Here is a 22,975-nt window from a genome sequence, read left to right as displayed (position 1 = left end):
CGCTTCACCAAGCCCGGCACCCGGGCCGCCGGCAGTCATCGGGAGCGCTTCAGGAAGCACAGCAATTGGCGCAGCACCCGGGCCGCGTGCCGGCGCACCTCGCGATCGCGATGCAGCAGCGTGACCGTCACCGCCGCCCCCACGAAGACGACGAAGCTGCCGAGGAACACAACGGCGGCCCAGCTTGCTGCCGGGACGAGGGTCTCGAGAAGAGGAAACATCACCGCCACCTCCGGTCCAGGCAGTAGCGCCTGACAAACCGGGGAGGGGTACTGGTCACCAACGGTAGACCGGCTCCGCCCGCTTCCGCGAAAATGTCACTCTCCGGAGCGAGGCATCGCCCCCTGCTGACAGGCTTGATCTTCAGTGCCCGCGGGTACAACGGCGGGACCACAATCGAAGGGGTTGGTCGCCGCCATGGGCGGATATGGCTGGCAGATCGTGCTCGTCGTCGTGCTGGTGCTGCTCAACGCGGCGTTCTCCGGCAGCGAGATGGCGCTGATCTCGCTGCGGGACAGTCAGTTGCAGCGTCTGGAACGGCAGAGCCGCACCGGTCGTACGCTCGCCAAGCTGGCCCGCGACCCCAACCGGTTCCTGGCCACCATCCAGATCGGCATCACGCTGGCCGGCTTCCTGGCCTCGGCCTCGGCCGCGGTGTCGCTGGCCAAGCCGCTGACGGGCCCGCTGAGCTTCCTGGGCTCGGCCGCCAATCCGGCGTCGATCGTGCTCGTCACCATCGTGCTGACGTTCTTCACGCTCGTGGTCGGCGAGCTCGCCCCCAAGCGGATCGCCATGCAGCGGGCCGAGGGCTGGGCGTTGCTGGTGGCCCGCCCGCTCGACATGCTGGCCACGCTCTCGCGTCCGGTGGTCTGGCTGCTCGGCAAGTCGACCGACATGGTGGTCCGGCTGACCGGCGCCGACCCGAACGCGGCCCGTGAGGAGGTGACCACCGAGGAGATCCGCGACCTGGTCACCCAGCAGCAGGAGTTCACCCCCGAGCAGCGCACGATCATCAGCGGCGCGTTCGAGATCGCCGACCGGATCCTGCGCGAGATCCTGGTGCCGCGGCGGGACGTGCTGGTGGTGGGCGCGGACACGCCTTCGCACGAGGCGCTGGCCCAGTTGATCGCGGGCGGCCACTCCCGGGCCCCGGTCACCGGGCCGATGGGCCTCGACGACGTGCTCGGCGTGGTGCACCTGCGCGACCTGGTCAACGCCGAGGGACCCGTACGGGATCACATGTACGCGCCGCTGTTCCTGCCCGAGACGCTGAAGGTGTCGGACGCGATGAAGCAGATGCGCGCCCAGCGCCAGCAGATCGCGCTGATCGTTGACGAGCGCGGCGCCATCGACGGCATCGTCACCATGGAGGACCTGGTCGAGGAGATCGTCGGCGAGATCTACGACGAGACCGACCGGGACGTGCAGTCGATCGTGCGCGAGCCGGACGGTTCGATGCTGCTGCCCGGCACGTTCCCGATCCACGACCTGCCCGACATCGGCGTCGACGTCGACAACCTCGACGAGGGCGACTACACCACGGTGGCCGGCCTGGTGCTGGCCCACCTCGGGCACATCCCCACCGAGCCGGGCGAGACCGTGCAGGTCGACGGGCACACGGCAGAGGTCGTCGAGGTCACCGGCCGCGCGATCACCAAGGTGCGGTTGCGGGTCGCCCCACGGGAGCGCGAGGAACAGAACACCTAATCCTTGTAAGCCACCGAGAGCACGGCGTGCGCGACCAGGATCGCCTGCTCCTTGGAGTCGTACGGGCCCAGGCGCAGCTCGACCGTGTGGGTGCCGAAGACGGCGCGTACGGTCCAGCTGTTCGGATGCCGGTCGTCCTCACGGCTGTGGTTGACGATGACCTGGGTGGCTGCCCGGACGTTCACCGACGACCACTTGTCCTCGGTCGTGGGCCACGTGCGGAACCAGCCCGGGGCGACCGCCAAGGCCTCCTTGCTGGCCTCGGCGAGCGCCCATTGCATCTCTTCGGGGGCCGGTCCGCCACGTGTCATATCGGCATAATATGAACGATCAGTACGTGTAGAAGCCCTTACCCGTCTTTCGGCCCAGGTCACCGGCCTGAACCATGCGCTGCAGCAGCTCCGGTGGGAAGAACTTCTCGTCCGCGGTGTCGCGGTAGATGTTGGTCGCCGCGTTCAGCATGACGTCGAGGCCGGTCAGGTCGACCGTGGCCAGCGGGCCCATCGAGTGCCCGAAGCCCAGCTTCATCACGGTGTCCAGGTCGGCCGCGCTGACCACGCCCGACTCGACCAGCTGGATCGCCTCGACCAGGATCGCGCTGAACAGGCGGTTGGAGACGAAACCGGCCACGTCCCGTTTGACCTCGACGCAGGTCTTGCCGACCTCCTCCGCGTACGTCCGGGCGGCGGCCAGCGTCTCGTCGGAGGTCTGATAGCCCCGGACCAGCTCCACCAGCTTCATCATCGGCACCGGGGAGAAGAAGTGGATGCCGACCACCGACTCGGGCCGCTCGGTGACGGTCGCGATCTGGGTGATCGGGATGGCCGACGTGTTGGTGCCGAGCACGGCGTCGGCCTTGCAGATCTTGTCGAGGGTGCGGAAGACCTCGTGCTTGGCCTCGACCTTCTCGTAGATGGCCTCGACCACCACGTCGGCGTCGGCGGCGGCGTCGAGGTCGGTGGTCGGCGTGATCCGCCCGAGCGTCGCCTCCGCCTCCTCCTCGGTGATCTTGCCCTTGGCCGCGAACCGGCTCAGCGAGTCACGGATCGCCGCCATGCCGCGGCCGGTCGCCGCGTCGTCCACGTCCCGCATCGTGACCTGCCAGCCGGCCTGCGCCGAGACCTGCGCGATGCCGGAACCCATCAGCCCGGAGCCGATGACCGCGAGTCGACCCGCCATGTGTGTTTCCCCCTCGACGTCGAGAACAACAGGCACACCCTAACGGGATTCCTGAACGGAAACTCAGCCCAGGGGGTGCCGCTCGATCGGGGCAATTTCGGGGAAAAGCGCACGTACCGGTGCGAGACTATGCCCATGCCCTCAGGCAACGGCTGGTACCTCGCCGGACCGCTGATCGCCGTCGGTCTGGTCGGCCTGCTCGGCGCGATCTTCTGGCGCATGGGACTGCAGTGGACGCTCGCGACGGAACCCGACCCCGGCACCGGGCTCGCCATCTTCTCCGACTCCGACGACTACGGCCTGCTCTGCCCGGCCGCGGTCACCACCGACGCCGACGTGGCCGATGAGATCCGTCGGCTCCTCGGCGAGGCGGGCATCAGAGCGACCCACACGTACGACCGGGACGGCCGTACGGTGGTGCTGGTCTTCCCCGAGCAGGTCGAGGCGGCGCGGCGGCTCGTCGGGGACTCCCCCGCGCTCTAGAAATCGAACGTCGGCTCCGGCACATCGGCCCTTTCCACCTCGACACCCAGCTTGGCCAGGTCGGCCACGAAGTCGGGGTAGCCGCGGTCGATGTGGTGCACCTCACCCACCTCGGTCACGCCCTCGGCGCACAGCCCGGCGATGACCAGACCCGCCCCGGCCCGGATGTCGGTGGCCCGCACCGGCGCCCCGGACAGCCGTTCCCGCCCGTTGACCACCGCGTGATGCCCGTCCGTACGGATGTCGGCGCCGAGCCGCACCATCTCGTTCACGAACATGAACCGGCCGTCGAAGATGTTCTCGGTGATCAGCGAGGAGCCACCGGCCACCGCGGCCAGGCCGATCGCCATCGGCAGCAGGTCGGTCGCGAAACCCGGGTACGGCAGGGTCACGATGTCGACGGCTTGAGGGCGGTCGGTCATCCGTACGCGGAACTGGTTGTCGCCCGGCTCGACCGTGGCGCCCGCCGTGACCAGTTTGTCGAGCGCGACGTCGAGGAACTCGGGCCGCACACCCTGGACCGTCACGTCGCCGCGGGTCATGGCCGAGGCGAAAGCCCAGGTGCCGCCGACGATGCGGTCGCCAACGGTGCGGTGGCGTACGGGCTTGAGCTCGTCCACCCCCTCGATGGTGAGCGTCGACGTGCCGGCCCCGTCGATCCGGGCGCCCATCGCGATCAGCATCTCGCAGATGTCGACGATCTCGGGCTCGCGGGCCGCGTTGTCGATCTCGGTCACGCCCTTGGCAAGCACCGCCGCCATCAGCAGGTTCTCGGTGGCGCCGACGCTGGGGAAGTCCAGCCAGATCTTGCCGCCGCGCAGACCGCCCGGCGCCGAGGCGATGACGAAGCCGTGCTCGCCGGAGATCTGCGCCCCCATCCGGGCCAGGCCGGAGACGTGCATGTCGAGGCCGCGGGAACCGATCATGTCGCCGCCGGGGAGGGCGACACGGACATATCCCGTACGGGCGAGGAGCGGGCCAAGCACGCAGATCGACGCGCGCAGACGGCGGACCAGGTCGTAGTCGGCCTCACTGCCCGGGTTGTCCGGCACGTCGATGGTCGCCTGGCCGCCCTCGAGCGACACCTGGCAGCCCAACCGGCGCAGCACCTCGGCCATGATGGCGATGTCGGTGATCCGCGGAACGTTCTCGACGACGCTGCGGCCCGGCGCGAGCAACGCCACCGCCATCAGCTTGAGCGCCGAGTTCTTCGCGCCACCCACAGTGACCTCACCGGTCAGCGGCGTGCCGCCCTTCACCCTGATCACATCCACGCGGGCCATGGTATGGGGGAGCGCCCAGCCGCGCCTCCGTAGGGTGCTCAGTAGAGGTCGGCGTGACCGCCCGCACCGAGCGCACCCAGCCGCAACGTGCGTCGGCCCGGACGGCGAGGGCCGGCAGGACAGGCCCATTAGGCTCAGCGCATGGCTGTTCACCTGACTCGCATCTACACCCGTGCCGGCGACGCCGGGCAGACCCGCCTCGGCAACAACGAGGTCGCCGGCAAGACCGATCCGCGCATCGTGGCGTACGCGGACGCCGACGAGTGCAACGCCGCGATCGGGGTGGCGCTGGCGCTCGGCGACCTGCCGGCCGACGTCCGCAAGGTGCTCACCGCCATCCAGAACGATCTTTTCGACGTCGGGGCCGACCTGTGCAACCCCGAGACGGAGAACCCGCCGTACCCGCCGCTGCGGATCACCGAGGAGTACGTGACCCGGCTCGAGGGGTGGTGCGACGAGTTCAACGAGCGCCTGCCCGCCCTCGACAGCTTCATCCTGCCCGGTGGCACCGCCGGGGCGGCCCTGCTGCACGTGGCCCGCACGGTCGCGCGCCGGGCCGAACGCTCGACGTGGGCCCTGCTGCAGACCGACCCCTCCCGTACGGGCGACCTGCCCGCGAAGTACCTGAACCGCCTCTCCGACCTGCTCTTCATCCTGTCCCGCATCGCCAACCCGGGCGGCGACGTGAAGTGGGTCCCCGGGGGCGGCGCGGCCTGATGCTGCACCACGTGGAGCTCTGGGTGCCCGACCTGGCCGGCGCGCTGGAGCCGTGGGGCTGGCTGCTGGGTTCCCTGGGCTGGCAGCCGTACCAGGACTGGCCCGGCGGCCGTTCCTGGCTTCATGACGACGTCTACCTGGTGCTCGAACAGTCCCCCGCGCTCTCCGGCAGCGTGCACGACCGGCTCGCCCCCGGCCTCAACCACCTTGCCTTCACCGTGGACGGCCCGGCCGAGGTCGACCGCCTCACCGCCGCTTCGTCGTCGCACGGCTGGACCCTGCTGTTCCCCGACCGCCATCCACGGGCGGGCGGCCCCACCTCGTACGCGGCCTACCTCGAGGACGCCTGGGGCTTCGAGGTCGAACTGCAGTCCGCCCCGCCCACCCGGAAAAGCGCGTGACCGCCGCGCCGGCAGGTGTCACCATCGGGACATGACGTCACGCGTCGCTGTCTTCGCCCGGCCCCCACTGGCGGCCGGCTGACCTGCGCGTTTGTCCCACATGGCCGTCCCACGGGGCGGCCGTTCCCGTTTTCGGCCTCCTCGTGTCCTCGACAAGGAGAAGCCGATGCTCCCTTCCACGCTCGCCGCCGACCTGGCCGTACGCGACCTCACCGACCCCGCCGCGGGCCCGCACGCGATCCAGGCGGTCGTCGGCGCCGTCCTCGAAGCGGCACAAGCCCGCTATCCGCACGCCGTCGTGGTCGCGCACCGCGGCGCCCGGATTGTCGACGTGGCCGACAACTACGACCACCTCGGCTACAGCCCCACGGCGGCGGCCCGGGACAGCCGCTACACCCGATATGTCGACGAGCGGCGCATGCTGCGTTCTCAGACATCAGCCCTCATCCCGGGCGCGTTGCGGAAAGTGCCCCCAACCGAGGCGCTGCTCGTGTGTCCGGGCATGGTCTACCGCCGCGACTCCATCGACCGCCTGCACACCGGCACGCCCCACCAACTCGACCTGTGGTGGATCAGTCCCCCAGCGTCCCCGCCACCCGCCCCGGCCGCCCTCGTGACGCTGGTCAAGGCTGTCGTGGAGGCGGCTCTGCCCGGCGCCGAATGGCGGACCACCCCGGCAACACATCCCTACACGACCGACGGCCTGGAGATCCAGGCCCGGTCCGGCGACACCTGGGTGGAGATCGGCGAGTGCGGCGTAGCGGCCCCGCATGTCGTGGGCCTTGACCGGCACGGGCTGGCTCTCGGGTTGGGTCTCGACCGTCTGCTGATGCTGCGCAAGAACGTCGACGACATCCGCCTGCTGCGCTCCACGGACCCGCGGGTGAGCGACCAGATGCTCGACCTGACGCCGTACCGCCCGGTTTCGGCCCAGCCCGCGGCCCGCCGGGACCTCTCGGTCGCCCTGCCCGCCGACGTGACAGCCGAAGACCTGGGCGACCGAGTGCGGCACCTGCTCGGCCCCGACGCTCACCTGGTCGAAGAGGTAGCCATCGAGTCGATCACCCCACCCGCCGCGTTGCCGCCCGCCGCCCGCCACCGCCTCGACATCCGCGACGGCGAGGTCAACGTGCTCCTCCGCGTCGTGCTGCGCGACCTGCACCGCGCCTTGCCCAAGCAGACCGCCAACACCCTCCGCGACCGCCTCTACGTGGGTCTGATGCGCCGGCCCTCCACCCCGTAAGCCGGCAGCCCTCTGATCTCGGCGGTTCGGCGCGCAGGCCGTCTCGGCCGTCTTACCTCTCCACAGGCACACGCCGAACAGCAGCGGATATGTCCCTGCACTCGCCGGGACCTACCCGTCACCCCCCGGGGCAGGGACACCAGCATGCGGCATATGCCGGGCGAAGGGGGACGGAGTCACACCAGCAGCTCGCCGTCGATGACGGTTACGGCCTGGCCGGTCAGCAGCGTGCGGTCGCCCCGCAAGGAAACCCTGACCAACCCGCCCCGCCGGGACGCCTGACAGCCGACCAGCTCCGCGCGACCGCCCAACCGCCCCGACCAGAACGGCGCCAGGGCGGTGTGGGCGCTGCCGGTCACCGGGTCCTCGCCCACGCCGGCCGCGGCGCCGAAGAAGCGGGAAACGAAGTCGTAGCCGCTGCCGGGGTCGTCGGCCCGGGCAGTGACGATCACGCCCCGCTGGTCGTAGCCGGCCAGCGTGGTCAGGTCGGGGGTCAGATCCCGTACGGCGGTCTCGTCGAGCAACTCCAGCAGCACGTCATCGGTGTTGGGGCCGGTGTGGTGCACGGAGACGGGCGTCGCCCCCAGCACGTCGAGCAGTTTCGGGTCGGGCGTCAGCGGGGTCAGGGGCGCGGTCGGGAAGTCCAGCGTGATCCAACCGTCCTGGCCTGTGGTGGCGGTCAGCACGCCGCTGCGGGTGGCGAAGCTGACCGTGCCGTGGACACCGAGGACGTGGGCGGTGGCCAGGGTGGCGTGGCCGCAGAGGGCGACCTCGACGGCGGGGGTGAACCAGCGCAGCTCGTAGTCGGCCTCGCCGTCGGACGGGTGCACGAACGCTGTCTCGGACAGGTTGACTTCGGCCGCCACCTGGGCCATCCACTCGTCGGAGGGGAACTCGGGGCGGTCGAACACAACCACGCCGGCCGGGTTGCCGGCGAACGGGCGGTCGGTGAAGGCGTCGACGATTCGAATGCGCATGCCCGAAAGCTAAGACCTGCGCGCGGGTGGGGCGAGGGCCAATACGGCCGTTACGGCTCGATCGTGCGCGGGCGGGGCGCGACGTTCACCGGCTGTTACGGCTCGATCGTGCGCGGGCCGAGGGAGGGGCGGGGCGCGACGCTGCCGGGCGGCCCGGGTGGGGCGGCCTCGAGCCAGGAGAGGAAGCCGGTGACCGTGGACTCGGCCATGGCGATCTCGATCTCGTCGATCGTGGTGGCGAGGCGCAGGATCACCCAGTGACCGGGCATCGTGAGGCGCTCGGGGCCCTCGGGGGGCCGGCGCTCCTCGACCACCGTGGCGCCGCGGTCAAGGATGCGCTTGGGGCGGAAGGCGAAGCTGAACATGCGGTGGATCCGCAGCGTGTTGCCCGCGAACTGGCCGATCGCGGTGGACCAGCCGCGGCCGGGAACGATCGTGGTGACGCGGATCTGCAGGCGGATCGTCCCGCCGCCGAGCATGAGCAGCCGGCGGCGGAGGAAGACCGCGAAGAGGACGAAGAGCAGCGCACCGACGCAGATTCCGAAGACTTCCAGAACCTGCATCGCGGAGTCAGCGGGACTCGGGAGTGGCGGGCGTGGCGCTCTCGGCCAGGACGGTCACACCGTCGGCGTCGATCGAGAGGAAGCCGCCTGTCACGTCGTAGGTCAGCTGCTCGCCGCCGGCGAGCTTGACCCGCACCTGCGACGGCTCCTTGAGCAGGCCGAGCAGCGGAGCGTGGCCCGGCAGCACACCGATCTCACCCTCGGTGGTGCGCGCGACGAGCATTTCGGCCTCGCCGGACCAGATGCGTTCCTCTACGGCAACGACCTTGACGGGCAGCTGGTTGGCCACGCTGTCCTCCTGTTGAGCCTGCTTTGACCTCCGGCGGCACCGCCGAATGGGTGAAGTCTAGTCGGCGCTGCTGGTCGCCGTGGTAGGGGGTGGCAACCGCCACACCGTCAACCGGCGTTGTTGTTGATGTACTCCGGGTGACGGAAGACGAAGTCCTGAACCGTGTCCTGCCGGATCGAGGCGAAGAAGTCCTTCGCCGAGGAGTCGAGCTCCTCGCCGCGGTAGCGGCCGTTGTCGATGATCGAGCTGCCGGGCAGCTTGATCAGCGTCATGTCGTCGGAGCGGATGTTCTTCATGGAGAACGCCCAGTCGACGACGCTGTAGCCGCCGCCGTCGAAGATCAGGGCCTTGCCGGCCGCCTTGAGCACCCGGTCGAGCTTGGCCGGGTTGGTCACCACGTCCTTGCCGAGCGCCTGCTTGGCCATCGCCTTGATGAACTGCTGCTGGTGCCGCTGGCGGTCGTAGTCACCGCGGGGCAGGCCGTAGCGCTGCCGCACGTAGTCGAGCGCCTGCCAGGCCTGCAGGTGGTACGTGCCCTTCTTGTACTCGGCCTGAGGGCCGTAATAGGGGTGGGCACAGGAGTTGTCGGCGCACCGGGCCAGGCGCGGGCGCGGCTTGCCGTTGGGCTGCAGGTGCTCGGACTTCACGTTCTGGTCGATCGTCATGGTCACGCCGCCCATGGCCTCGACGATCGCCTTGAAGCCGTTGAAGTTGATGATGGCGCCGGCGTCGAACTCGCGGATGCCGGTGAGCTGGCCGACCGTCTTGGCCAGGAGCTCGAAACCCTGGACCACGTCGTGCTTGCCGTTGCCGACCGCGCTGCCGTACCCCATCGCGGCATTGATCTTGGAGCGGCCGCCCTTGAAGCCCGTCTTCTCGAACGGCGGAATGTCGACCACCAGGTCACGCGGGACCGAGAACAGGTACGCCTGCCTCATGTCCTTGGGGATGTGCGCCACGATGATCGAGTCGCTGAGCGGGGTCTGCTCGTCGCTGCGCGGGTCGATGCCGACCAGCAGGATGTTGAGCGGCCCGGTGATGTCGGCCGCCTTGGCGTCGGCCTTGGCCGCGGGCGCGCCGAGCAGGTTCTGCGTCTCGATCGACCCGGCGTAGCGCGAGACGAGCACCTGCTGGGCGACGAGGGCGCCACCGGCGACCACCATGAGCACGCACCCGAAGATCGCGCAGAGCCGCGCCCACAGGGGCGTGCGTTTCCCGGACTTCGCCACTTACTCCCCCAGGTTCCGATCGGACGCCGACAAGAGTAACCAGACCCCGTTCGCTCGGATCGCAGCAGAACAGCACAAAACGGACACAACTTCTGTCGGACATGACGAAGCCGCGCCCACCTCTACGGTCGGCGCGGCTCCGTTCACTCTGAGTCCTCGCAAGGCGCGAGCCGGCGAAAAGTCAGCCCTTCATCAGCTCGTGCGCGTTCTTCTCGAGGTCCTCGAGGCCACCGCACATGAAGAAGGCCTGCTCGGGGAAGTTGTCGTACTCGCCCTCGCTGATCTTCTTGAACGCCTCGATGGTCTCCTTGAGCGGAACCGTCGAGCCGGGAACGCCGGTGAACTGCTCGGCGGCGTACGTGTTCTGGGAGAGGAAGCGCTCGATGCGGCGAGCCCGCTGCACCGTGACCTTGTCCTCTTCCGAGAGCTCGTCCATACCGAGGATGGCGATGATGTCCTGCAGGTCCTTGTACTTCTGCAGGATGCGCTGCACCTCACGGGCGACCGCGTAGTGCTCGGCGCCGACGAACTCGGGCGCCAGGATCCGCGAGCTGGAGGCCAGCGGGTCCACGGCGGGGTAGATGCCCTTGTCGGAGATCGACCGCTCGAGGTTGGTCGTCGCGTCCAGGTGAGCGAACGTGGTGGCCGGCGCCGGGTCGGTGTAGTCGTCGGCGGGCACGTAGATCGCCTGGAGCGAGGTGATGGCCTTGCCCCGGACCGAGGTGATGCGCTCCTGCAGCTCGCCCATCTCGTCGGCCAGCGTGGGCTGGTAACCCACGGCCGACGGCATGCGGCCGAGCAGGGTGGAGACCTCGGAACCGGCCTGGGTGAACCGGAAGATGTTGTCGATGAAGAGCAGCACCTCCTGGTTCTGGACGTCCCGGAAGTACTCGGCCATGGTCAGCGCGGACAGGGCGACGCGCAGGCGGGTGCCCGGCGGCTCGTCCATCTGGCCGAAGACGAGGGCGGTCTTGTCGAGAACGCCACCCTCCTCCATCTCCAGGATGAGGTCGTTGCCCTCACGGGTGCGCTCGCCGACGCCGGCGAACACCGAGGTGCCGCCGAAGTTACGGGCGACCCGGATGATCATCTCCTGGATGAGCACCGTCTTGCCCACGCCCGCGCCGCCGAACAGGCCGATCTTGCCACCACGCACGTACGGGGCGAGGAGGTCGAGCACCTTGATGCCGGTCTCCAGCATCTCGGTCTTGGGCTCGAGGTCGGCGAACGCCGGCGGCTTGCGGTGGATCGACCAGCGCTCCTGGACGTCCAGGGTGGACGGGTCGGCGTTGAGCACCTCGCCGAGGGCGTTGAACACGTGGCCCTTGGTCACGTCGCCGACAGGCACCGAGATCGGCGCGCCGGTGTCGGTGACCTCGGCGCCGCGGACCAGGCCGTCGGTCGGCTGCATCGAGATGGCGCGGACGATGTTGTCACCCAGGTGCTGGGCGACCTCGAGCGTCAGCGTCTTGGTGCCCTCGGACAGGGTCACCGAGACGTGCAGCGCGTTGAAGATCTCCGGCATGGAGTCACGGGGGAACTCGGCGTCGACGACCGGGCCGATGACCCGGACGACGCGGCCGACACCGGTCTCCGCCTTGGTGGGCTCAGCTACAGCAGTCATCACATATCACTTCCTGCCGAGGACAGCGCCTCAACGCCGCCGACGATCTCACTGATTTCCTGGGTGATCGCAGCCTGCCGCGCGGAGTTCATCTCGCGCGTGTACCGCTTGAGCAGGTCGTCCGCGTTGTCCGACGCGCTCTTCATCGCCCGGCGCCGGGAAGCCGACTCGCTCGCCGCCGAGTCCAGCAACGCCGCGTAGATCCGCGTGTTGAGGTACTTCGGCAGCAGCGCGTCGAGCAGCTCGTCGGCGTCCGGCTCGAACTCGTAGGCCGGGCGCAGCCCGGGCTCGACCTCGCGCTCCTCGACCTGCATCGGGGCCAGGAAGTGCGCCTCGGCGCTCTGCGTCATCAGCGACTTGAACTGCGTGCTGACGATGTGCAGCTCGTCGACGCCCTGGATCCCGTCGGGACCGTAGGTCGTGTCGGTGTCGTCCGCGCCGGCCACGAAAGCGTCCAGCAGGGCGTCACCGATCGCCTTGGCGTCGGAGAACGACGGTCGCTCGGAGAAGCCCGTCCAGCTGGTCTCGATCGGCCGGTTACGGAACCGGTAGTAGCCGACGCCCTTGCGGCCGACGACGTAGAGCACCGGAGCCTTGCCGTCCGCCTTGAGCCGCTCGATCAGCTGCTCGGCGGTGCGGATGGCGTTCGCGTTGTAGGCGCCGGCCAGGCCGCGGTCGCTGGTGATGAGCAGGACACCCGCCCGCCGGACGCGCTCGCGCCCGACCAGCAGGGGGTTGTCGATCGTCGCGTTGGACGCCAGGGCGGTCAGGACCTGGGTGATCGCCTCCGCGTACGGCTTGGAAGCCTGAACCCGCTCCTGAGCCTTGGCGATACGGCTGGTGGCGACCAGCTCCTGCGCCTTCGCGATCTTCTTGGTCGACTTGACGGTGCGGATGCGCCGCCGAAGAGCCTGTACCTGACCGGCCATGACTACTGGCCTTCGCCCGGACGGGAAACCTCGCGGGTCACCGTCTCGCGCGTCTGGCGGCCCTCTTCGAGCGGCTCAGCCGGGTCCTCGTTGACCGCCGCACCCGTCTCGCCGCGCTTGAAGAGCTCCTTGAACTCGGTCACGCCGCTCTTCAGGTTCTCGATGTCGTCGTCGGACAGCAGGCCGGTCGACTCGATCGCGGTGTAGGTGTCGCTGCGGTGCCGCTTGACCCAGCCGAGGAAGTCCTGCTCGAAGCGGCGCACGTCGGCGACGTCGATGTCATCGAGCTGACCGGTGGTGCCGGCCCAGATCGTGATGACCTCGTCGACCACCGAGTACGGCGAGTACTGCGGCTGCTTGAGCAGCTCGACCAGGCGTACGCCCTTCTCGAGCTGGGCCCGCGACGCCTTGTCCAGGTCGGAGGCGAAGGCCGAGAACGCCTCCAGCTCGCGGAACTGGGCCAGGTCGAGGCGCAGGCGGCCGGAGACCGAGCGCATGGCCTTGACCTGCGCCGAACCGCCGACCCGGGACACCGAGGTGCCGACGTTGATCGCCGGGCGGACACCCGAGGCGAACAGGTCGGTCTCCAGGAAGATCTGGCCGTCGGTGATCGAGATGACGTTCGTCGGGATGTAGGCCGAGATGTCGTTGGCCTTGGTCTCGATGATCGGCAGACCGGTCATCGAGCCGCCGCCGAGCTCGTCGGAGAGCTTGGCGCAGCGCTCGAGCAGCCGGGAGTGCAGGTAGAAGACGTCGCCCGGGTACGCCTCGCGGCCCGGCGGGCGGCGCAGCAGCAGCGACACGGCGCGGTACGCCTCGGCCTGCTTGGTCAGGTCGTCGAAGACGATCAGGACGTGCTTGCCGGCGTACATCCAGTGCTGGCCGATGGCCGAGCCGGTGTACGGGGCGATGTACTTGAAGCCGGCCGGGTCGGAGGCCGGGGCGGCGACGATCGTCGTGTACTCGAGCGCGCCCTGCTCCTCGAGCGTCCCGCGGATCGAGGCGATGGTGGTCGCCTTCTGCCCGATCGCGACGTAGATGCAGCGAACCTGCTTCTCGGGGTCGCCGGACTCCCAGTTGGCGCGCTGGTTGATGATCGTGTCGATCGCGACCGTGGTCTTGCCGGTCTTGCGGTCGCCGATGATCAGCTGGCGCTGGCCGCGGCCGATCGGCGTCATGGCGTCGATCGCCTTGATGCCGGTCTGCAGCGGCTGCTTCACCGGCTGGCGGGCCATCACGTTGGGCGCCTGGAGCTCGAGCTCGCGGTCGCCCTCGCTGACGATGTCGCCGCGGTCGTCGATCGGCCGGCCCAGCGGGTCGACCACACGGCCGAGGAAGGCGTCGCCGACCGGAACCGAGAGGACGCGGCCGGTCCGCTTGACCTGCTGGCCCTCCTCGATGCCGGCGAAGTCACCCAGGACCACGACGCCGATCTCGCGGACGTCGAGGTTCTGGGCGACACCCAGCGTGCCGTCCTCGAACTCGAGCAGTTCGTTCGCCATCACCGAGGGCAGGCCCTCGACGTGCGCGATGCCGTCGCCCGCATCGGAGACGATGCCGACCTCTTCGCGGGTGACCTCATTGGTAGCGGACGAGACGTAGCGCTCTAGCGCCCCCCGGATCTCGTCCGAGGAGATGGTCAGCTCGGCCATCCTCTGCCTTCTCTGTCTAGCTCGGGACGTTCCCGCCACCGAGGGGCCTGCTCAGTTCGAGTACTCCTGAACCGAGGGTAAGAAACTACTTCGCGAATGCCTGCTTGGCGGAGTTGAGCCGGCGCAGGATCGTGCCGTCGTAGAGATCGGAACCGACCCGGACGCTGACACCGCCGATGATCGCGGGATCGACGTCGACCTTCAGGGAGACCGATCGACCGTAGATGTCGGACAACTTGGCAGCCAGCGCCTGCTCGTCGGCGTCGGTGAGCGGCTTGGCGACCGTCACGTACGCGACCTCACGGTCACGCTTCGCGGCGGTCAGCTCGACCAGCCGGGTCAACGACGCCTCGAAGCCGCGGCCCCCGAAGCCCTCGAGAGCGATCTCGGCGAGCCGCACCGTGGCCGGCTGGGCCTTGCCCTTGAGCAAGTCCGTCACCAGCTTAACGCGGCGCTCGACCGGCGCACCGGCATCGCTCAGCGTGACGGCGAGCTGGGGGTTGCCCGAGACGATCTGTCCGAAGCGGAACAGCTCGTCCTCGACGTCGGCCAGCTTGCCGTCCTTCTGGGCGGCGTCCAGCACGGCGTCGGCGCCCAGCCGCTCGACGGCGTCGAGCAGCTCGGACGGCCGCGAGAACCGGCCGGACACCAGGGCCGACACCGTGTCGAGCACGACCTCGGCGACCTTGCCGGCCAGCAGCGATCGGACCAGCCCGGCCCGGTCGCCGGCGGACCTCGACGGGTCGGTCAGCGCCCGGCGGAGCCGGGGCTGAGCCCGCAGCAGACCGGCCACCGACAGGATCTCGTCGGCGGCCGAGGCGATCTGCGCGCTCGTGGCCGTGGTGGTGCCGGCGGCGAACTTCGCGCTCGCCTCGGCCGTGGCCTGCTGGCTGACGGTCGACGCCATCAGCGCCGCCCGCCCGCCGAGCCGGCCGTGCCGAGCTCGTTGATGAACCGCTCGACGGTGCCCCGGCTGCGGGCCTCGTCGGCAAGGCTCTCGCCGACGATCTTGCTGGCCAGGTCGACCGCGAGCGATCCGACCTCGGAGCGCAGCTCACGCACGATGCTCTCGCGCTGCACGGCGAGCTGCTCCTGGCCGGCGCCGATGATGCGGTCCGACTCCTCGCGGGCCTTGGCCAGGATGTCCTGGCGGATGCCCTCGGCGTCGGCCCGGGCCTCGTCGCGGATGCGCGCGGCCTCGGTGCGAGCCTCGGCCAACTGGGCCTTGTACTGCTCGAGGAGCTGGTTGGCCTCGGCCTGAGCAGCCTCGGCGCGCTTGATGCCACCCTCGATCGCATCCACCCGCGCCGCGAAGGTCTTCTCCATCATGGGGAAGACGAACTTCATCAGCACGAAGCAGAGGATCGAGAAGGCGATCAGGCCGAGGACGACCTCCTGCCAGAGCGGGATGATCGGGTTGTGCTCGGTAGCGCCCTCAGCAGCCAGCGTTGTGACGTCAGTCGCTAGTTTGGTGATCATAAAGACCTCCGCTGCGCGGGAAGGGGCTTAGAACTCGCCGGCCCAGATGAAGCCGAACGCGATACCCAGCAGGGCGAGCGCCTCGATGACGGCGAAGCCGATCCAGACGTACGGCAGGGTGAGGCGCGACGACTCCGGCTGACGGGCGGTCGACTGGATGTAGGCCGAGAAGACGAGACCCACACCGATGCCGGGGCCGATGGCGGCGAGGCCGTAGCCGATGGCGGCGGTGCTACCACCGACGGCGGCAATAACGTCAACCATTGCAATTCCTCCTGGTATCTCGCGTGTCTGTCACGCGGGACGACAACGGGTGTTACGGATGTTGCTAGGCAATCTCAGTGCTCGTCGGCGAGCGCGCCCTGGACGTAGCTGGCGGTGAGCACCGTGAAGACGTAGGCCTGGAGGCAGATGACCAGGAACTCCAGGAAGGTCAGCGCGATCGTCATCACCCAGGACACGACCGAGAACGGCGCGAACCAGACGTTGGCGTTGAGCATCGCGAAGCCACCCAGCGTGAACACCAGCAGCAGCATGTGGCCGGCGAACATGTTGGCGAACAGACGAACGGCGAGCGAGAAGGGCCGCACGAGGAACGTCGAGAAGAACTCGATCGGGATCAGCAGCGGCAGAATGAACCACGGCGCGGGCGGAATGAGCGCGTGCTTGAAGTACTTCAGCCCGCCGTGGTGCTTCATGCCGATGTAGATGAACATCACGTAGCTGATGACCGCGAGAATGGCCGGGAACGCGATGTGCGAGTTCGGCGAGATCTGCGCGAAGGGCACGATGGCCCAGAAGTTCATCAGCAGAATGAAGACGAACAGCGTGGTCAGATACGGAGCGAAGTTGACGCCCCGCTTGCCCAGCATGTCGACCGCGATGTTGTTGCGCACGAAGCCGTAGATGCTCTCGGCGAGCCACTGCTTCTTGGTCGGGACGAGCTGCGGCTTCCGGTACGTGGCCAGGAAGAAGATGATGATGGCGGCCACCGTGATCCACAGCAGCGCCGTGATCTTGGTGAACCAGTACGAGTTGTGCTCTCCCCAAGGCAGGATGCTGGGCAGGTAGAAGTCCTCGACACTCGGCGGGAACGGAACTTCCGCTGCGAGGACGATCGACTGACCGATCACCGTAGCCCTTTCCTGTCAGGCGCCGAGACGGCGCACAATGAGGTAGACACCGCCGCCGATACCAACGACAGCACCGATACCGGCGAATATGCCCTTGGTCCCGACCCAGTGGTCGACCAGCAAACCGATCGCTCCCCACACCACCATGCCGGAGATGAGATAAGCGACGGCCGTCATTCCCATGCCCGTGTCGGGTGGGGGCTGGTCGTCGTCACCGCTGGGTTTGGTGGGAGGTTCTTGACCGGTCATGACGGCCCGAACGATATCAGCAGGAAACACGAGGCTAAGCGGGACCCCCCGCACAACCGCAGTTGTCCAGGCGTTAGGAGTCTCGCAACTGAAGCGACACGGTACTCCCCCTTCGCCATCGCCCGACATCACACAACCGGTCACGTCACCGTTTCGTGGTCAACAAACCACGATTGGGGCGCTGACGAGGCGAAACGACGGTTAGAAGATCACTTCGGGCGACTCACCCGGTGGAACCACCACGCCTGGACGCCGGTCCACACGATCACGCCCGCGACGATGCCCCAGCCGAGCGCGTCCTTGCCGGCCCAGGCGCTCTCCACCCCGTAGGCCAGCACGACGCCGAGCACGCTGTACTTCAGCACGTACGTGAGCAGGGCCAACGGCATCAGCAGGGCCGGGCGTACGGTGTCGGCCCACGCGATGATCAGGGTGGACATCGTGTAGCTGATCGTGACGATGACCACGCCCAGCGAGGCGCCGAGCGCCGCTGTCGTGCCGCCCGCGAAGAACCCGGCAGAGGCGGCACACAGGATCAGCGCGAACGAGACGATGGTCAGGAACGGCAGGTGGGCCACGCGCCAGCGCGGGTCGGCGGGCAGCGGGGGCAGGTCGGGAAGCGGCCGGTCGTCGTCCTCGTCCTCGGCCGCACGCCGCTGCTGGAACTCCAGCGCCCGCTGCCGCTCCAGCTCGTACTCGTCGATCTCGGTACTCAAGCTCGCGCCTCCAAGGCATGCCCTCCGGGCCCCACGACCACTTCGCTCAGTCCGATGCAGTCGGTCACGCCATAACCTCCTGCCGCCCGTGGGCCGGGAAACGTCGCACCAGGTCGGCGACCTCGTCTGCGGCGTCAGCGAGACGGGACGCCCCGCCCACGGTATCCGGATCGCTGCGCACGGCCACGCCGATCAGGCCGGCGATCTGCCGCATCTCGCCCTCGCGCATCCCCTGGGTGGTCACGCTCGGCGTGCCCACCCGGATGCCCGAGGCCACCGCGGGTCGCTCCGGATCGTACGGGATGGCGTTCTTGTTCAGCGTGATGCGGGCCAGCGCGCACCGGGTCTCGGCATCCCGGCCGGAGACCCCGAGCCCGCGCAGGTCGGCCAGCGCCAGGTGGGTGTCGGTGCCACCGGCGACCAGGCGCATCCCCTCGGCGGCCAGGCCCGCGGCCAGCGCCTGGGCGTTCTTGACGACCTGCCGGGCGTACGTGCGGAAACCCGGCAGCGACGCCTCGCGCAGGGCCACCGCCTTGGCCGCGACGGCATGCATCATCGGCCCGCCCTGAACGAACGGGTAGACCGCCTTGTCGATCCGCTGGGCCAGCTCGGCCCGGCACAGGATCATGCCGCCGCGGGGGCCGCGCAGAACCTTGTGAGTGGTGCAGGTGACCACGTCGGCGTGCGGCACCGGGGACGGGGCGGCCCGCCCGGCCACCAGCCCGATGAAGTGCGCGGCGTCGACCACCAGATAGGCCCCGGCATCGTCGGCGATCTCGCGGAACCGGGCGAAGTCGATCAGCCGGGGGTACGCCGTGGCGCCGCAGATGATCATCTTGGGTCGATGGGCCAGCGCGAGGTCGCGTACCTCGTCGTAGTCGATCTCCTCGGTGTCCGGGTGGACACGGTAGGCGATCGGGTGGAACCACTTGCCGCTGAAGTTGACCCGGCTGCCGTGGGTCAGATGCCCCCCGTGCGCCAGCTCCATGGCCAGCACCGGATCGCCCGGTTCGGCCAGGGCCGCGTACGCCGCCAGGTTGGCCGCCGCTCCCGAGTGCGGCTGCACGTTGGCGTGCTCGGCGCCGAACAGCTCCTCGGCCCGCTCGACGGCCAGCCGCTCGGCCTTGTCGACCTCGGCGCAACCGCCGTAGTAGCGCTCGCCCGGATAACCCTCGGCGTACTTGTCTGCCAGCGTCGAACCCAGCGCGGCCAGCACCGCCGGGGAGGTGAAGTTCTCGCTGGCGATCAGCTGCAGCCCGGTGCGCTGCCGCTCGACCTCGGCCAGCAGGACACCCGCGATCTCCGGATCGCCCGCCTCGAGCGCGGCGAAATCCGGCCCCCAAAAGGTCTCCACGTGCCCTCCCCGCGAGCAGGCAGCGCTGCCGATTTCGAGCATATGGCTTGTCCAGGCCTCTTCGAGGGCACAGTTGGGTTTATGCGGTGCTTGGTAACGGGTGCGACGGGATACATCGGCGGGCGCCTGGGCCCGCGCCTGCTGGAGTCCGGGCACGAGGTGCGGTGCCTGACCCGCAGCGCCGCCCGGCTGCGGGACGTGCCGTGGGCGGACAGCGTCGAGGTGGCCGAGGGCGATCTCAACCGGCCCGAGACGCTGCCGGCCGCGCTGGACGGCGTCGACGTGGCGTACTTCCTGGTCCACTCGCTGGGCCGGGCCGACTTCGAGAGGCTGGACCGGGAGGCGGCCGAGAACTTCGCCACCGCGGCGAAAGCGGCCGGCGTCTCCCGCATCGTCTATCTCGGCGGTCCCGAGCCGCCGCCGGAGGACAAGCCCTCGCCGCACCTGCGTTCCCGGGCCGAGGTGGCCCGGATCCTGCTCGGCAGCGGCGTGCCCACGGCGGTGCTGCGGGCCCCGGTGATCATCGGTTCGGGGTCGGCGTCGTTCGAGATGCTGCGCCACCTGACCGAACGCCTGCCGCTGATGGTCACCCCGCGCTGGGTCCGCAACCGGATCCAGCCCGTCGCCGTCCGCGACGTGCTGCGCTACCTGATCGCCGCGGCCACGCTCCCGCCCGAGGTCAACCGCGGGTTCGACATCGGGGGCAAGGACGTTCTCACGTACGGCCAGATGATGCAGGGCTACGCCCGGGTGGCCGGGCTGCGCCGGCGCGTGATCGTGCCGCTGCGGCCGCTCAGCCCGTGGCTGTCGGCCCACTGGGTCGGCGTCGTCACCCCGGTGCCCAACTCGATCGCCCGCCCGCTGGTGGCCAGCCTGGTGCACGAGGCCGTGGCCCACGAGAACGACATCCGCGAGCACGCCCCCGGGGAGCCGCTCGGCTTCGAGCAGGCCGTACGGGTCGCGCTGGGCAAGGTCCGCGACGCCAACGTGGAGACCCGCTGGTCCAATGCGGCCGGCCGGGACTGGGCGGCCGAGCCGCTGCCGAGCGACCCGGATTGGTCCGGCGGCAGCATCTACGTCGACGAGCGCTCCCGCGTGGTGAAGGCCCCGCCCGAGGCGCTGTGGCGGGTCATCGAGGGCGTCGGCGGCGAGAACGGCTGGTACTCGTTCCCCCTGGCCTGGTCCGTACGGGGGTGGATGGACCGGCTGGCCGGCGGGGTGGGGCTGCGCCGGGGCCGCCGCGACCGGGACCGGCTGCGGGTGGGCGAGGCGCTCGACTGGTGGCGGGTGGAGGAGCTGGAGCCGGGCAAGCTGCTGCGGTTGCGGGCCGAGATGCGCGTGCCGGGACGGGCGTGGCTCGAGATGCGCGCCCTGCCCGACGGCGACGGCGGCAGCGTCTACCGCCAGCGGGCCGTCTTCCTGCCGCGGGGGCTGGCCGGGCACGCCTACTGGGCGGCGGTGGTGCCGTTCCACGGCTTCATCTTCAAGGGCATGGTGAACAACATCGCCCAGGGCGCCGAACGCGTTACTTAGCGGCCGCCCGGCTCAGGCGGTCACGGACGGCCAGCCAGTCCTCGGTGTCCGGCGGCTCCTGCACCAGGATCGTCGCCACCCCGGCGTCGTCCAGGCGGTGCAGAGCGGCGTACAGGTCGGCGGCGTATTCACGCGGGTCGGCCGAAAGGACCTCCGTGCCGCTGAAGCCCTCGTAAGTCAGCACTCCCACCGAGTCGGACAGACCGGTCTGGTCGACCTCTTTGACCAGCACCAAGGCGGCTCGGGGCGCGTAGTGACGGCGGCTCATGCCGGGCGACGAGCGGGCAGCACCGTCGGCCGGGCCCTCGTCGGGCAGCAGGATCGAGCCGACCGCCTCACGGATCTCCCGCAACGGCAGCGCGCCCGGCCGGAGCAACCGGGCCGTCTCACCGGTGACGTCCACGACCGTCGACTCGATGCCCCACGACGCCGGCCCCCCGTCGAGCACCAGCGGCACGTCGGGCAGGCTGCGCAACACGTGGTCGGCGGTGGTCGGCGAAATGCCCTCGGAGCGGTTGGCGCTGGGCGCGGCGAGCGGCAAGCCGGACGCCTCCAGCAGTTGGAGCGCCACCTCGTGGGCCGGGATCCGGATGGCGATGGTGTCGTTGCTCGCGCCCACGCCGGCCAGGTGCCGGGCCCGCGGCAGCACCAGCGTCAGGGGCCCCGGCCAGAACTGCGCCGCCAGCTCGTTGGCCAGGCCGGGCCACGTCTCGGCCAGCGCCCGGGCGGCCTCGACGTTGGCCACGTGCACGATCAGCGGGTTCCAGGAGGGCCGGTTCTTCAGCCGGTAGATCTCGCCGACCGCCTTCGCGGAGAACGCGTTCGCGCCCAGCCCGTAGACGGTCTCGGTGGGGAAGGCGACGACCGACTCGGCCCGCAGCACCTCGACGGCGCGGCGCAGCCCCTCGGCGTCCGGTTTGACGACCCTCACGGCAGCAGAAGCTTGGCGAACGGGACCGTCGTGTCCTCGATCTCGTCGCCGATGCGCTGGAACGTCTGGTCGCCACGACCCCACGGGTCGTCGAGGTCGTCGGAGGGCCGCGGGCCGTCGTCGCCGCGCAGCACATGCACCGCCTCGACGATGGCGACCCCGCGGGCGCGCACGGAACCGGGCTCCGGCTCGGCCGGCGGCAGCGCGCTCGCGTCGACCGCGCCCAGCAGCCGGCCGAACTCGCCGGTGACGAACGTACGGGCGGCCGCGTCGGGGCGCAGCGCGACCACGTAGTCGTACTGGTCGGCGGTCGCGGTGAGGATCAGGTCGGCCTCGTCGATGAAGTCGCCGCGCAGCTTGCGGGCCTCGAAACCGTCGTCGGAGCCGCCGCGTGCCCGGACCTGGCGGGCGGCGGGCGGGTTCATCTCCTCACCCTCGTGCCAGCCACCGGTGCCGGCGCTCACGCTGTGCACCAGCTGGTCGCCCGGCTCGCCGGCGCGGTCGCGGACGGCGCGGGCCAGCAGGCGCTCGGCCATCGGGGAACGGCAGATGTTGCCCATGCAGACGTGCAGGACGGTGAAGGCGGCCACCTCAGTCCTCCGCTGAGCTCTTGCCGGCGCCTGACGGCGCGGAGAACCCAACTTCATCGAGGGGGATGATGTCGGGCACGACGTCACGCAGCTTCCCGAGCGGGATCGCGCCGGCCCGCAGCACCTGCGGCACCTCGCCGGTCACGTCGACCACCGTGCTCGGCGCCGGGTCGTGCGCCTCACCGGCCTCGAGATAGCAGCGAACCCCGTACTCCAGCTGCTCGCGCGCGGCCTCGGCGGTGAGCGGCGCCGGCTGGCCCACCTTGTTGGCCGTGGTGACCGCCATCGGGCCGACCGCCCGCAGCACCTCGAGGGCCACCGGGTGCAGCGGCATGCGCACCGCGACACGGCCGCCGGTGTCCCCGAGATCCCACTGCAGGCTGGGCGAATGCTCCACGTACAGGGTCAGCGCGCCGGGCCAGAACGCGTCGGCCAGCTCGCGCGCCGCCTTGGGCAGCGAATAGACCAGGCCGTCGAGGGTGTGCCGGGACCCGACCAGCACGGGCGGCGGGACCTTGTTGGTGACGCCGCGCGCGTGGTGCAACGAGGTGATCGCGTGCGGGGTGAACGCGTCCGCCCCGACCCCGTAGACCGTGTCGGTCGGCATGACGACCAGCTCACCGTTCTTGACCGCCTCGACGGCGGCGGCGATGCCGCGATCACGGTCCGCGGTGGTACGGCAGTCGTAGAGCATCACACCGTGCAGTCTGCCAT

The 22,975-nt window shown here is 69.8% G+C and carries 27 protein-coding genes; 6 read left to right on the top strand and 21 right to left on the bottom strand.

Features of this window, described 5'->3' with window-relative positions; genetic code table 11:
• Nucleotides 1–35: 35 nt before the first annotated feature.
• Nucleotides 36–221 carry a hypothetical protein gene (locus C8E87_RS21065; protein ID WP_133874688.1) on the bottom strand — a complete coding sequence of 62 codons (186 nt, stop codon included), beginning with the start codon at nt 219–221 and terminating at the stop codon, nt 36–38.
• Between the two features lie 196 nt (nt 222–417).
• Here C8E87_RS21065 and C8E87_RS21060 point away from each other — a divergent pair, with 196 nt between their 5' ends.
• Nucleotides 418–1,707, top strand: a complete 1,290-nt coding sequence (locus C8E87_RS21060) for a hemolysin family protein (protein ID WP_133874687.1) — start codon at nt 418–420, stop codon at nt 1,705–1,707.
• Here C8E87_RS21060 and C8E87_RS21055 read toward each other — a convergent pair.
• Together C8E87_RS21055 and C8E87_RS21050 are read right to left on the bottom strand one after the other, a co-directional pair.
• Nucleotides 1,704–2,018: a hypothetical protein gene (locus C8E87_RS21055; protein ID WP_133874686.1), complete on the bottom strand. Its 315-nt coding sequence runs from the start codon at nt 2,016–2,018 to the stop codon at nt 1,704–1,706. The two genes, C8E87_RS21060 and C8E87_RS21055, sit on opposite strands and share 4 nt — an antisense overlap.
• A 19-nt stretch (nt 2,019–2,037) precedes the next feature.
• On the bottom strand, nt 2,038–2,886 hold the full coding sequence (locus C8E87_RS21050; protein ID WP_133874685.1) for a 3-hydroxyacyl-CoA dehydrogenase family protein: 849 nt from the start codon (nt 2,884–2,886) through the stop codon (nt 2,038–2,040).
• Nucleotides 2,887–3,021: 135 nt separating this feature from the next.
• Here C8E87_RS21050 and C8E87_RS21045 point away from each other — a divergent pair, with 135 nt between their 5' ends.
• Complete coding sequence (locus C8E87_RS21045; RefSeq protein ID WP_133874684.1) at nt 3,022–3,369, top strand: hypothetical protein; 348 nt, start codon at nt 3,022–3,024, stop codon at nt 3,367–3,369.
• Here the strand turns inward: C8E87_RS21045 and murA are convergent.
• A complete protein-coding gene (murA, locus tag C8E87_RS21040) occupies nt 3,366–4,652 on the bottom strand; it encodes a UDP-N-acetylglucosamine 1-carboxyvinyltransferase (RefSeq protein WP_133874683.1) in 1,287 nt (428 codons plus the stop codon). The genes C8E87_RS21045 and murA overlap by 4 nt on opposite strands.
• Before the next feature lie 141 nt (nt 4,653–4,793).
• Here murA and C8E87_RS21035 point away from each other — a divergent pair, with 141 nt between their 5' ends.
• The 3 genes from C8E87_RS21035 (at nt 4,794) to srmL (ending at nt 7,013) form a co-directional block, all read left to right on the top strand.
• Nucleotides 4,794–5,369 (top strand): cob(I)yrinic acid a,c-diamide adenosyltransferase, encoded by a 576-nt coding sequence (locus C8E87_RS21035; RefSeq protein ID WP_133874682.1) that lies wholly within the window; start codon nt 4,794–4,796, stop codon nt 5,367–5,369.
• The gene (locus C8E87_RS21030; RefSeq protein WP_133874681.1) at nt 5,369–5,770 is read left to right on the top strand and encodes a VOC family protein; all 402 of its coding nucleotides are present in this window, start codon (nt 5,369–5,371) and stop codon (nt 5,768–5,770) included. The genes C8E87_RS21035 and C8E87_RS21030 overlap by 1 nt, the downstream gene beginning before the upstream one ends.
• 166 nt (nt 5,771–5,936) lie before the next feature.
• A complete protein-coding gene (srmL, locus tag C8E87_RS21025; protein ID WP_133874680.1) occupies nt 5,937–7,013 on the top strand; it encodes a PheS-related mystery ligase SrmL in 1,077 nt (358 codons plus the stop codon).
• Nucleotides 7,014–7,189: 176 nt separating this feature from the next.
• Here srmL and C8E87_RS21020 read toward each other — a convergent pair whose 3' ends face one another.
• From C8E87_RS21020 to glyA, 14 genes are all read right to left on the bottom strand, one after another.
• Nucleotides 7,190–7,990 (bottom strand): PhzF family phenazine biosynthesis protein, encoded by an 801-nt coding sequence (locus tag C8E87_RS21020; RefSeq protein ID WP_133874679.1) that lies wholly within the window; start codon nt 7,988–7,990, stop codon nt 7,190–7,192.
• Nucleotides 7,991–8,085: 95 nt separating this feature from the next.
• Nucleotides 8,086–8,553, bottom strand: coding sequence for a DUF2550 domain-containing protein (locus tag C8E87_RS21015; RefSeq protein ID WP_133874678.1), 468 nt, complete (start codon nt 8,551–8,553; stop codon nt 8,086–8,088).
• A gap of 7 nt (nt 8,554–8,560) precedes the next feature.
• Nucleotides 8,561–8,842, bottom strand: a complete 282-nt coding sequence (locus tag C8E87_RS21010; protein WP_133874677.1) for a F0F1 ATP synthase subunit epsilon — start codon at nt 8,840–8,842, stop codon at nt 8,561–8,563.
• Nucleotides 8,843–8,949: 107 nt separating this feature from the next.
• On the bottom strand, nt 8,950–10,071 hold the full coding sequence (locus C8E87_RS21005; RefSeq protein ID WP_438866085.1) for an LCP family protein: 1,122 nt from the start codon (nt 10,069–10,071) through the stop codon (nt 8,950–8,952).
• Between the two features lie 181 nt (nt 10,072–10,252).
• Entirely contained in the window at nt 10,253–11,695 is a 1,443-nt protein-coding gene (gene atpD / locus C8E87_RS21000) for a F0F1 ATP synthase subunit beta (protein WP_133874676.1), read from the bottom strand.
• Nucleotides 11,695–12,624 (bottom strand): F0F1 ATP synthase subunit gamma, encoded by a 930-nt coding sequence (locus C8E87_RS20995; RefSeq protein WP_133874675.1) that lies wholly within the window; start codon nt 12,622–12,624, stop codon nt 11,695–11,697. The genes atpD and C8E87_RS20995 overlap by 1 nt, the downstream gene beginning before the upstream one ends.
• Nucleotides 12,625–12,626: 2 nt before the next feature.
• Nucleotides 12,627–14,276, bottom strand: a complete 1,650-nt coding sequence (atpA, locus tag C8E87_RS20990; protein WP_133874674.1) for a F0F1 ATP synthase subunit alpha — start codon at nt 14,274–14,276, stop codon at nt 12,627–12,629.
• Between the two features lie 85 nt (nt 14,277–14,361).
• The gene (locus C8E87_RS20985) at nt 14,362–15,183 is read right to left on the bottom strand and encodes a F0F1 ATP synthase subunit delta (protein WP_133874673.1); all 822 of its coding nucleotides are present in this window, start codon (nt 15,181–15,183) and stop codon (nt 14,362–14,364) included.
• Complete coding sequence (locus C8E87_RS20980; RefSeq protein WP_133874672.1) at nt 15,183–15,755, bottom strand: F0F1 ATP synthase subunit B; 573 nt, start codon at nt 15,753–15,755, stop codon at nt 15,183–15,185. The genes C8E87_RS20985 and C8E87_RS20980 overlap by 1 nt, the downstream gene beginning before the upstream one ends.
• A gap of 27 nt (nt 15,756–15,782) precedes the next feature.
• On the bottom strand, nt 15,783–16,019 hold the full coding sequence (locus C8E87_RS20975; protein WP_133874671.1) for an ATP synthase F0 subunit C: 237 nt from the start codon (nt 16,017–16,019) through the stop codon (nt 15,783–15,785).
• Between the two features lie 74 nt (nt 16,020–16,093).
• The gene (gene atpB, locus C8E87_RS20970) at nt 16,094–16,888 is read right to left on the bottom strand and encodes a F0F1 ATP synthase subunit A (protein ID WP_133874670.1); all 795 of its coding nucleotides are present in this window, start codon (nt 16,886–16,888) and stop codon (nt 16,094–16,096) included.
• A gap of 15 nt (nt 16,889–16,903) precedes the next feature.
• Nucleotides 16,904–17,137, bottom strand: a complete 234-nt coding sequence (locus tag C8E87_RS20965; protein WP_133874669.1) for a hypothetical protein — start codon at nt 17,135–17,137, stop codon at nt 16,904–16,906.
• A 209-nt stretch (nt 17,138–17,346) separates the two neighbouring features.
• The gene (locus C8E87_RS20960) at nt 17,347–17,853 is read right to left on the bottom strand and encodes a hypothetical protein (protein WP_239079841.1); all 507 of its coding nucleotides are present in this window, start codon (nt 17,851–17,853) and stop codon (nt 17,347–17,349) included.
• Between the two features lie 64 nt (nt 17,854–17,917).
• Entirely contained in the window at nt 17,918–19,207 is a 1,290-nt protein-coding gene (glyA, locus tag C8E87_RS20955; protein ID WP_239079840.1) for a serine hydroxymethyltransferase, read from the bottom strand.
• A gap of 81 nt (nt 19,208–19,288) precedes the next feature.
• On the opposite strand from glyA, the gene C8E87_RS20950 reads away from it, so the two are divergent.
• On the top strand, nt 19,289–20,740 hold the full coding sequence (locus tag C8E87_RS20950) for an SDR family oxidoreductase (protein WP_133874667.1): 1,452 nt from the start codon (nt 19,289–19,291) through the stop codon (nt 20,738–20,740).
• On the opposite strand, the gene C8E87_RS20945 is transcribed toward C8E87_RS20950, so the two are convergent.
• Genes C8E87_RS20945 through C8E87_RS20935 form a run of 3 tightly spaced genes read right to left on the bottom strand, consistent with a single transcriptional unit; the run spans nt 20,733 to nt 22,955 of the window.
• Nucleotides 20,733–21,671 (bottom strand): L-threonylcarbamoyladenylate synthase, encoded by a 939-nt coding sequence (locus C8E87_RS20945; protein ID WP_133874666.1) that lies wholly within the window; start codon nt 21,669–21,671, stop codon nt 20,733–20,735. The genes C8E87_RS20950 and C8E87_RS20945 overlap by 8 nt on opposite strands.
• The gene (locus C8E87_RS20940; RefSeq protein WP_133874665.1) at nt 21,668–22,261 is read right to left on the bottom strand and encodes an arsenate reductase/protein-tyrosine-phosphatase family protein; all 594 of its coding nucleotides are present in this window, start codon (nt 22,259–22,261) and stop codon (nt 21,668–21,670) included. Before C8E87_RS20940 ends, C8E87_RS20945 begins: the two co-directional genes overlap by 4 nt.
• A gap of 1 nt (nt 22,262) precedes the next feature.
• On the bottom strand, nt 22,263–22,955 hold the full coding sequence (locus tag C8E87_RS20935; protein ID WP_133876972.1) for an L-threonylcarbamoyladenylate synthase: 693 nt from the start codon (nt 22,953–22,955) through the stop codon (nt 22,263–22,265).
• Nucleotides 22,956–22,975 lie beyond the last annotated feature (20 nt).

This window comes from Paractinoplanes brasiliensis (genome assembly GCF_004362215.1).
GTDB classification, from domain to species: Bacteria; Actinomycetota; Actinomycetes; order Mycobacteriales; family Micromonosporaceae; genus Actinoplanes; species Actinoplanes brasiliensis.
Note: the sequence above shows the minus strand (reverse complement) of the source record. Positions and strands in the feature narration are given on the sequence as shown.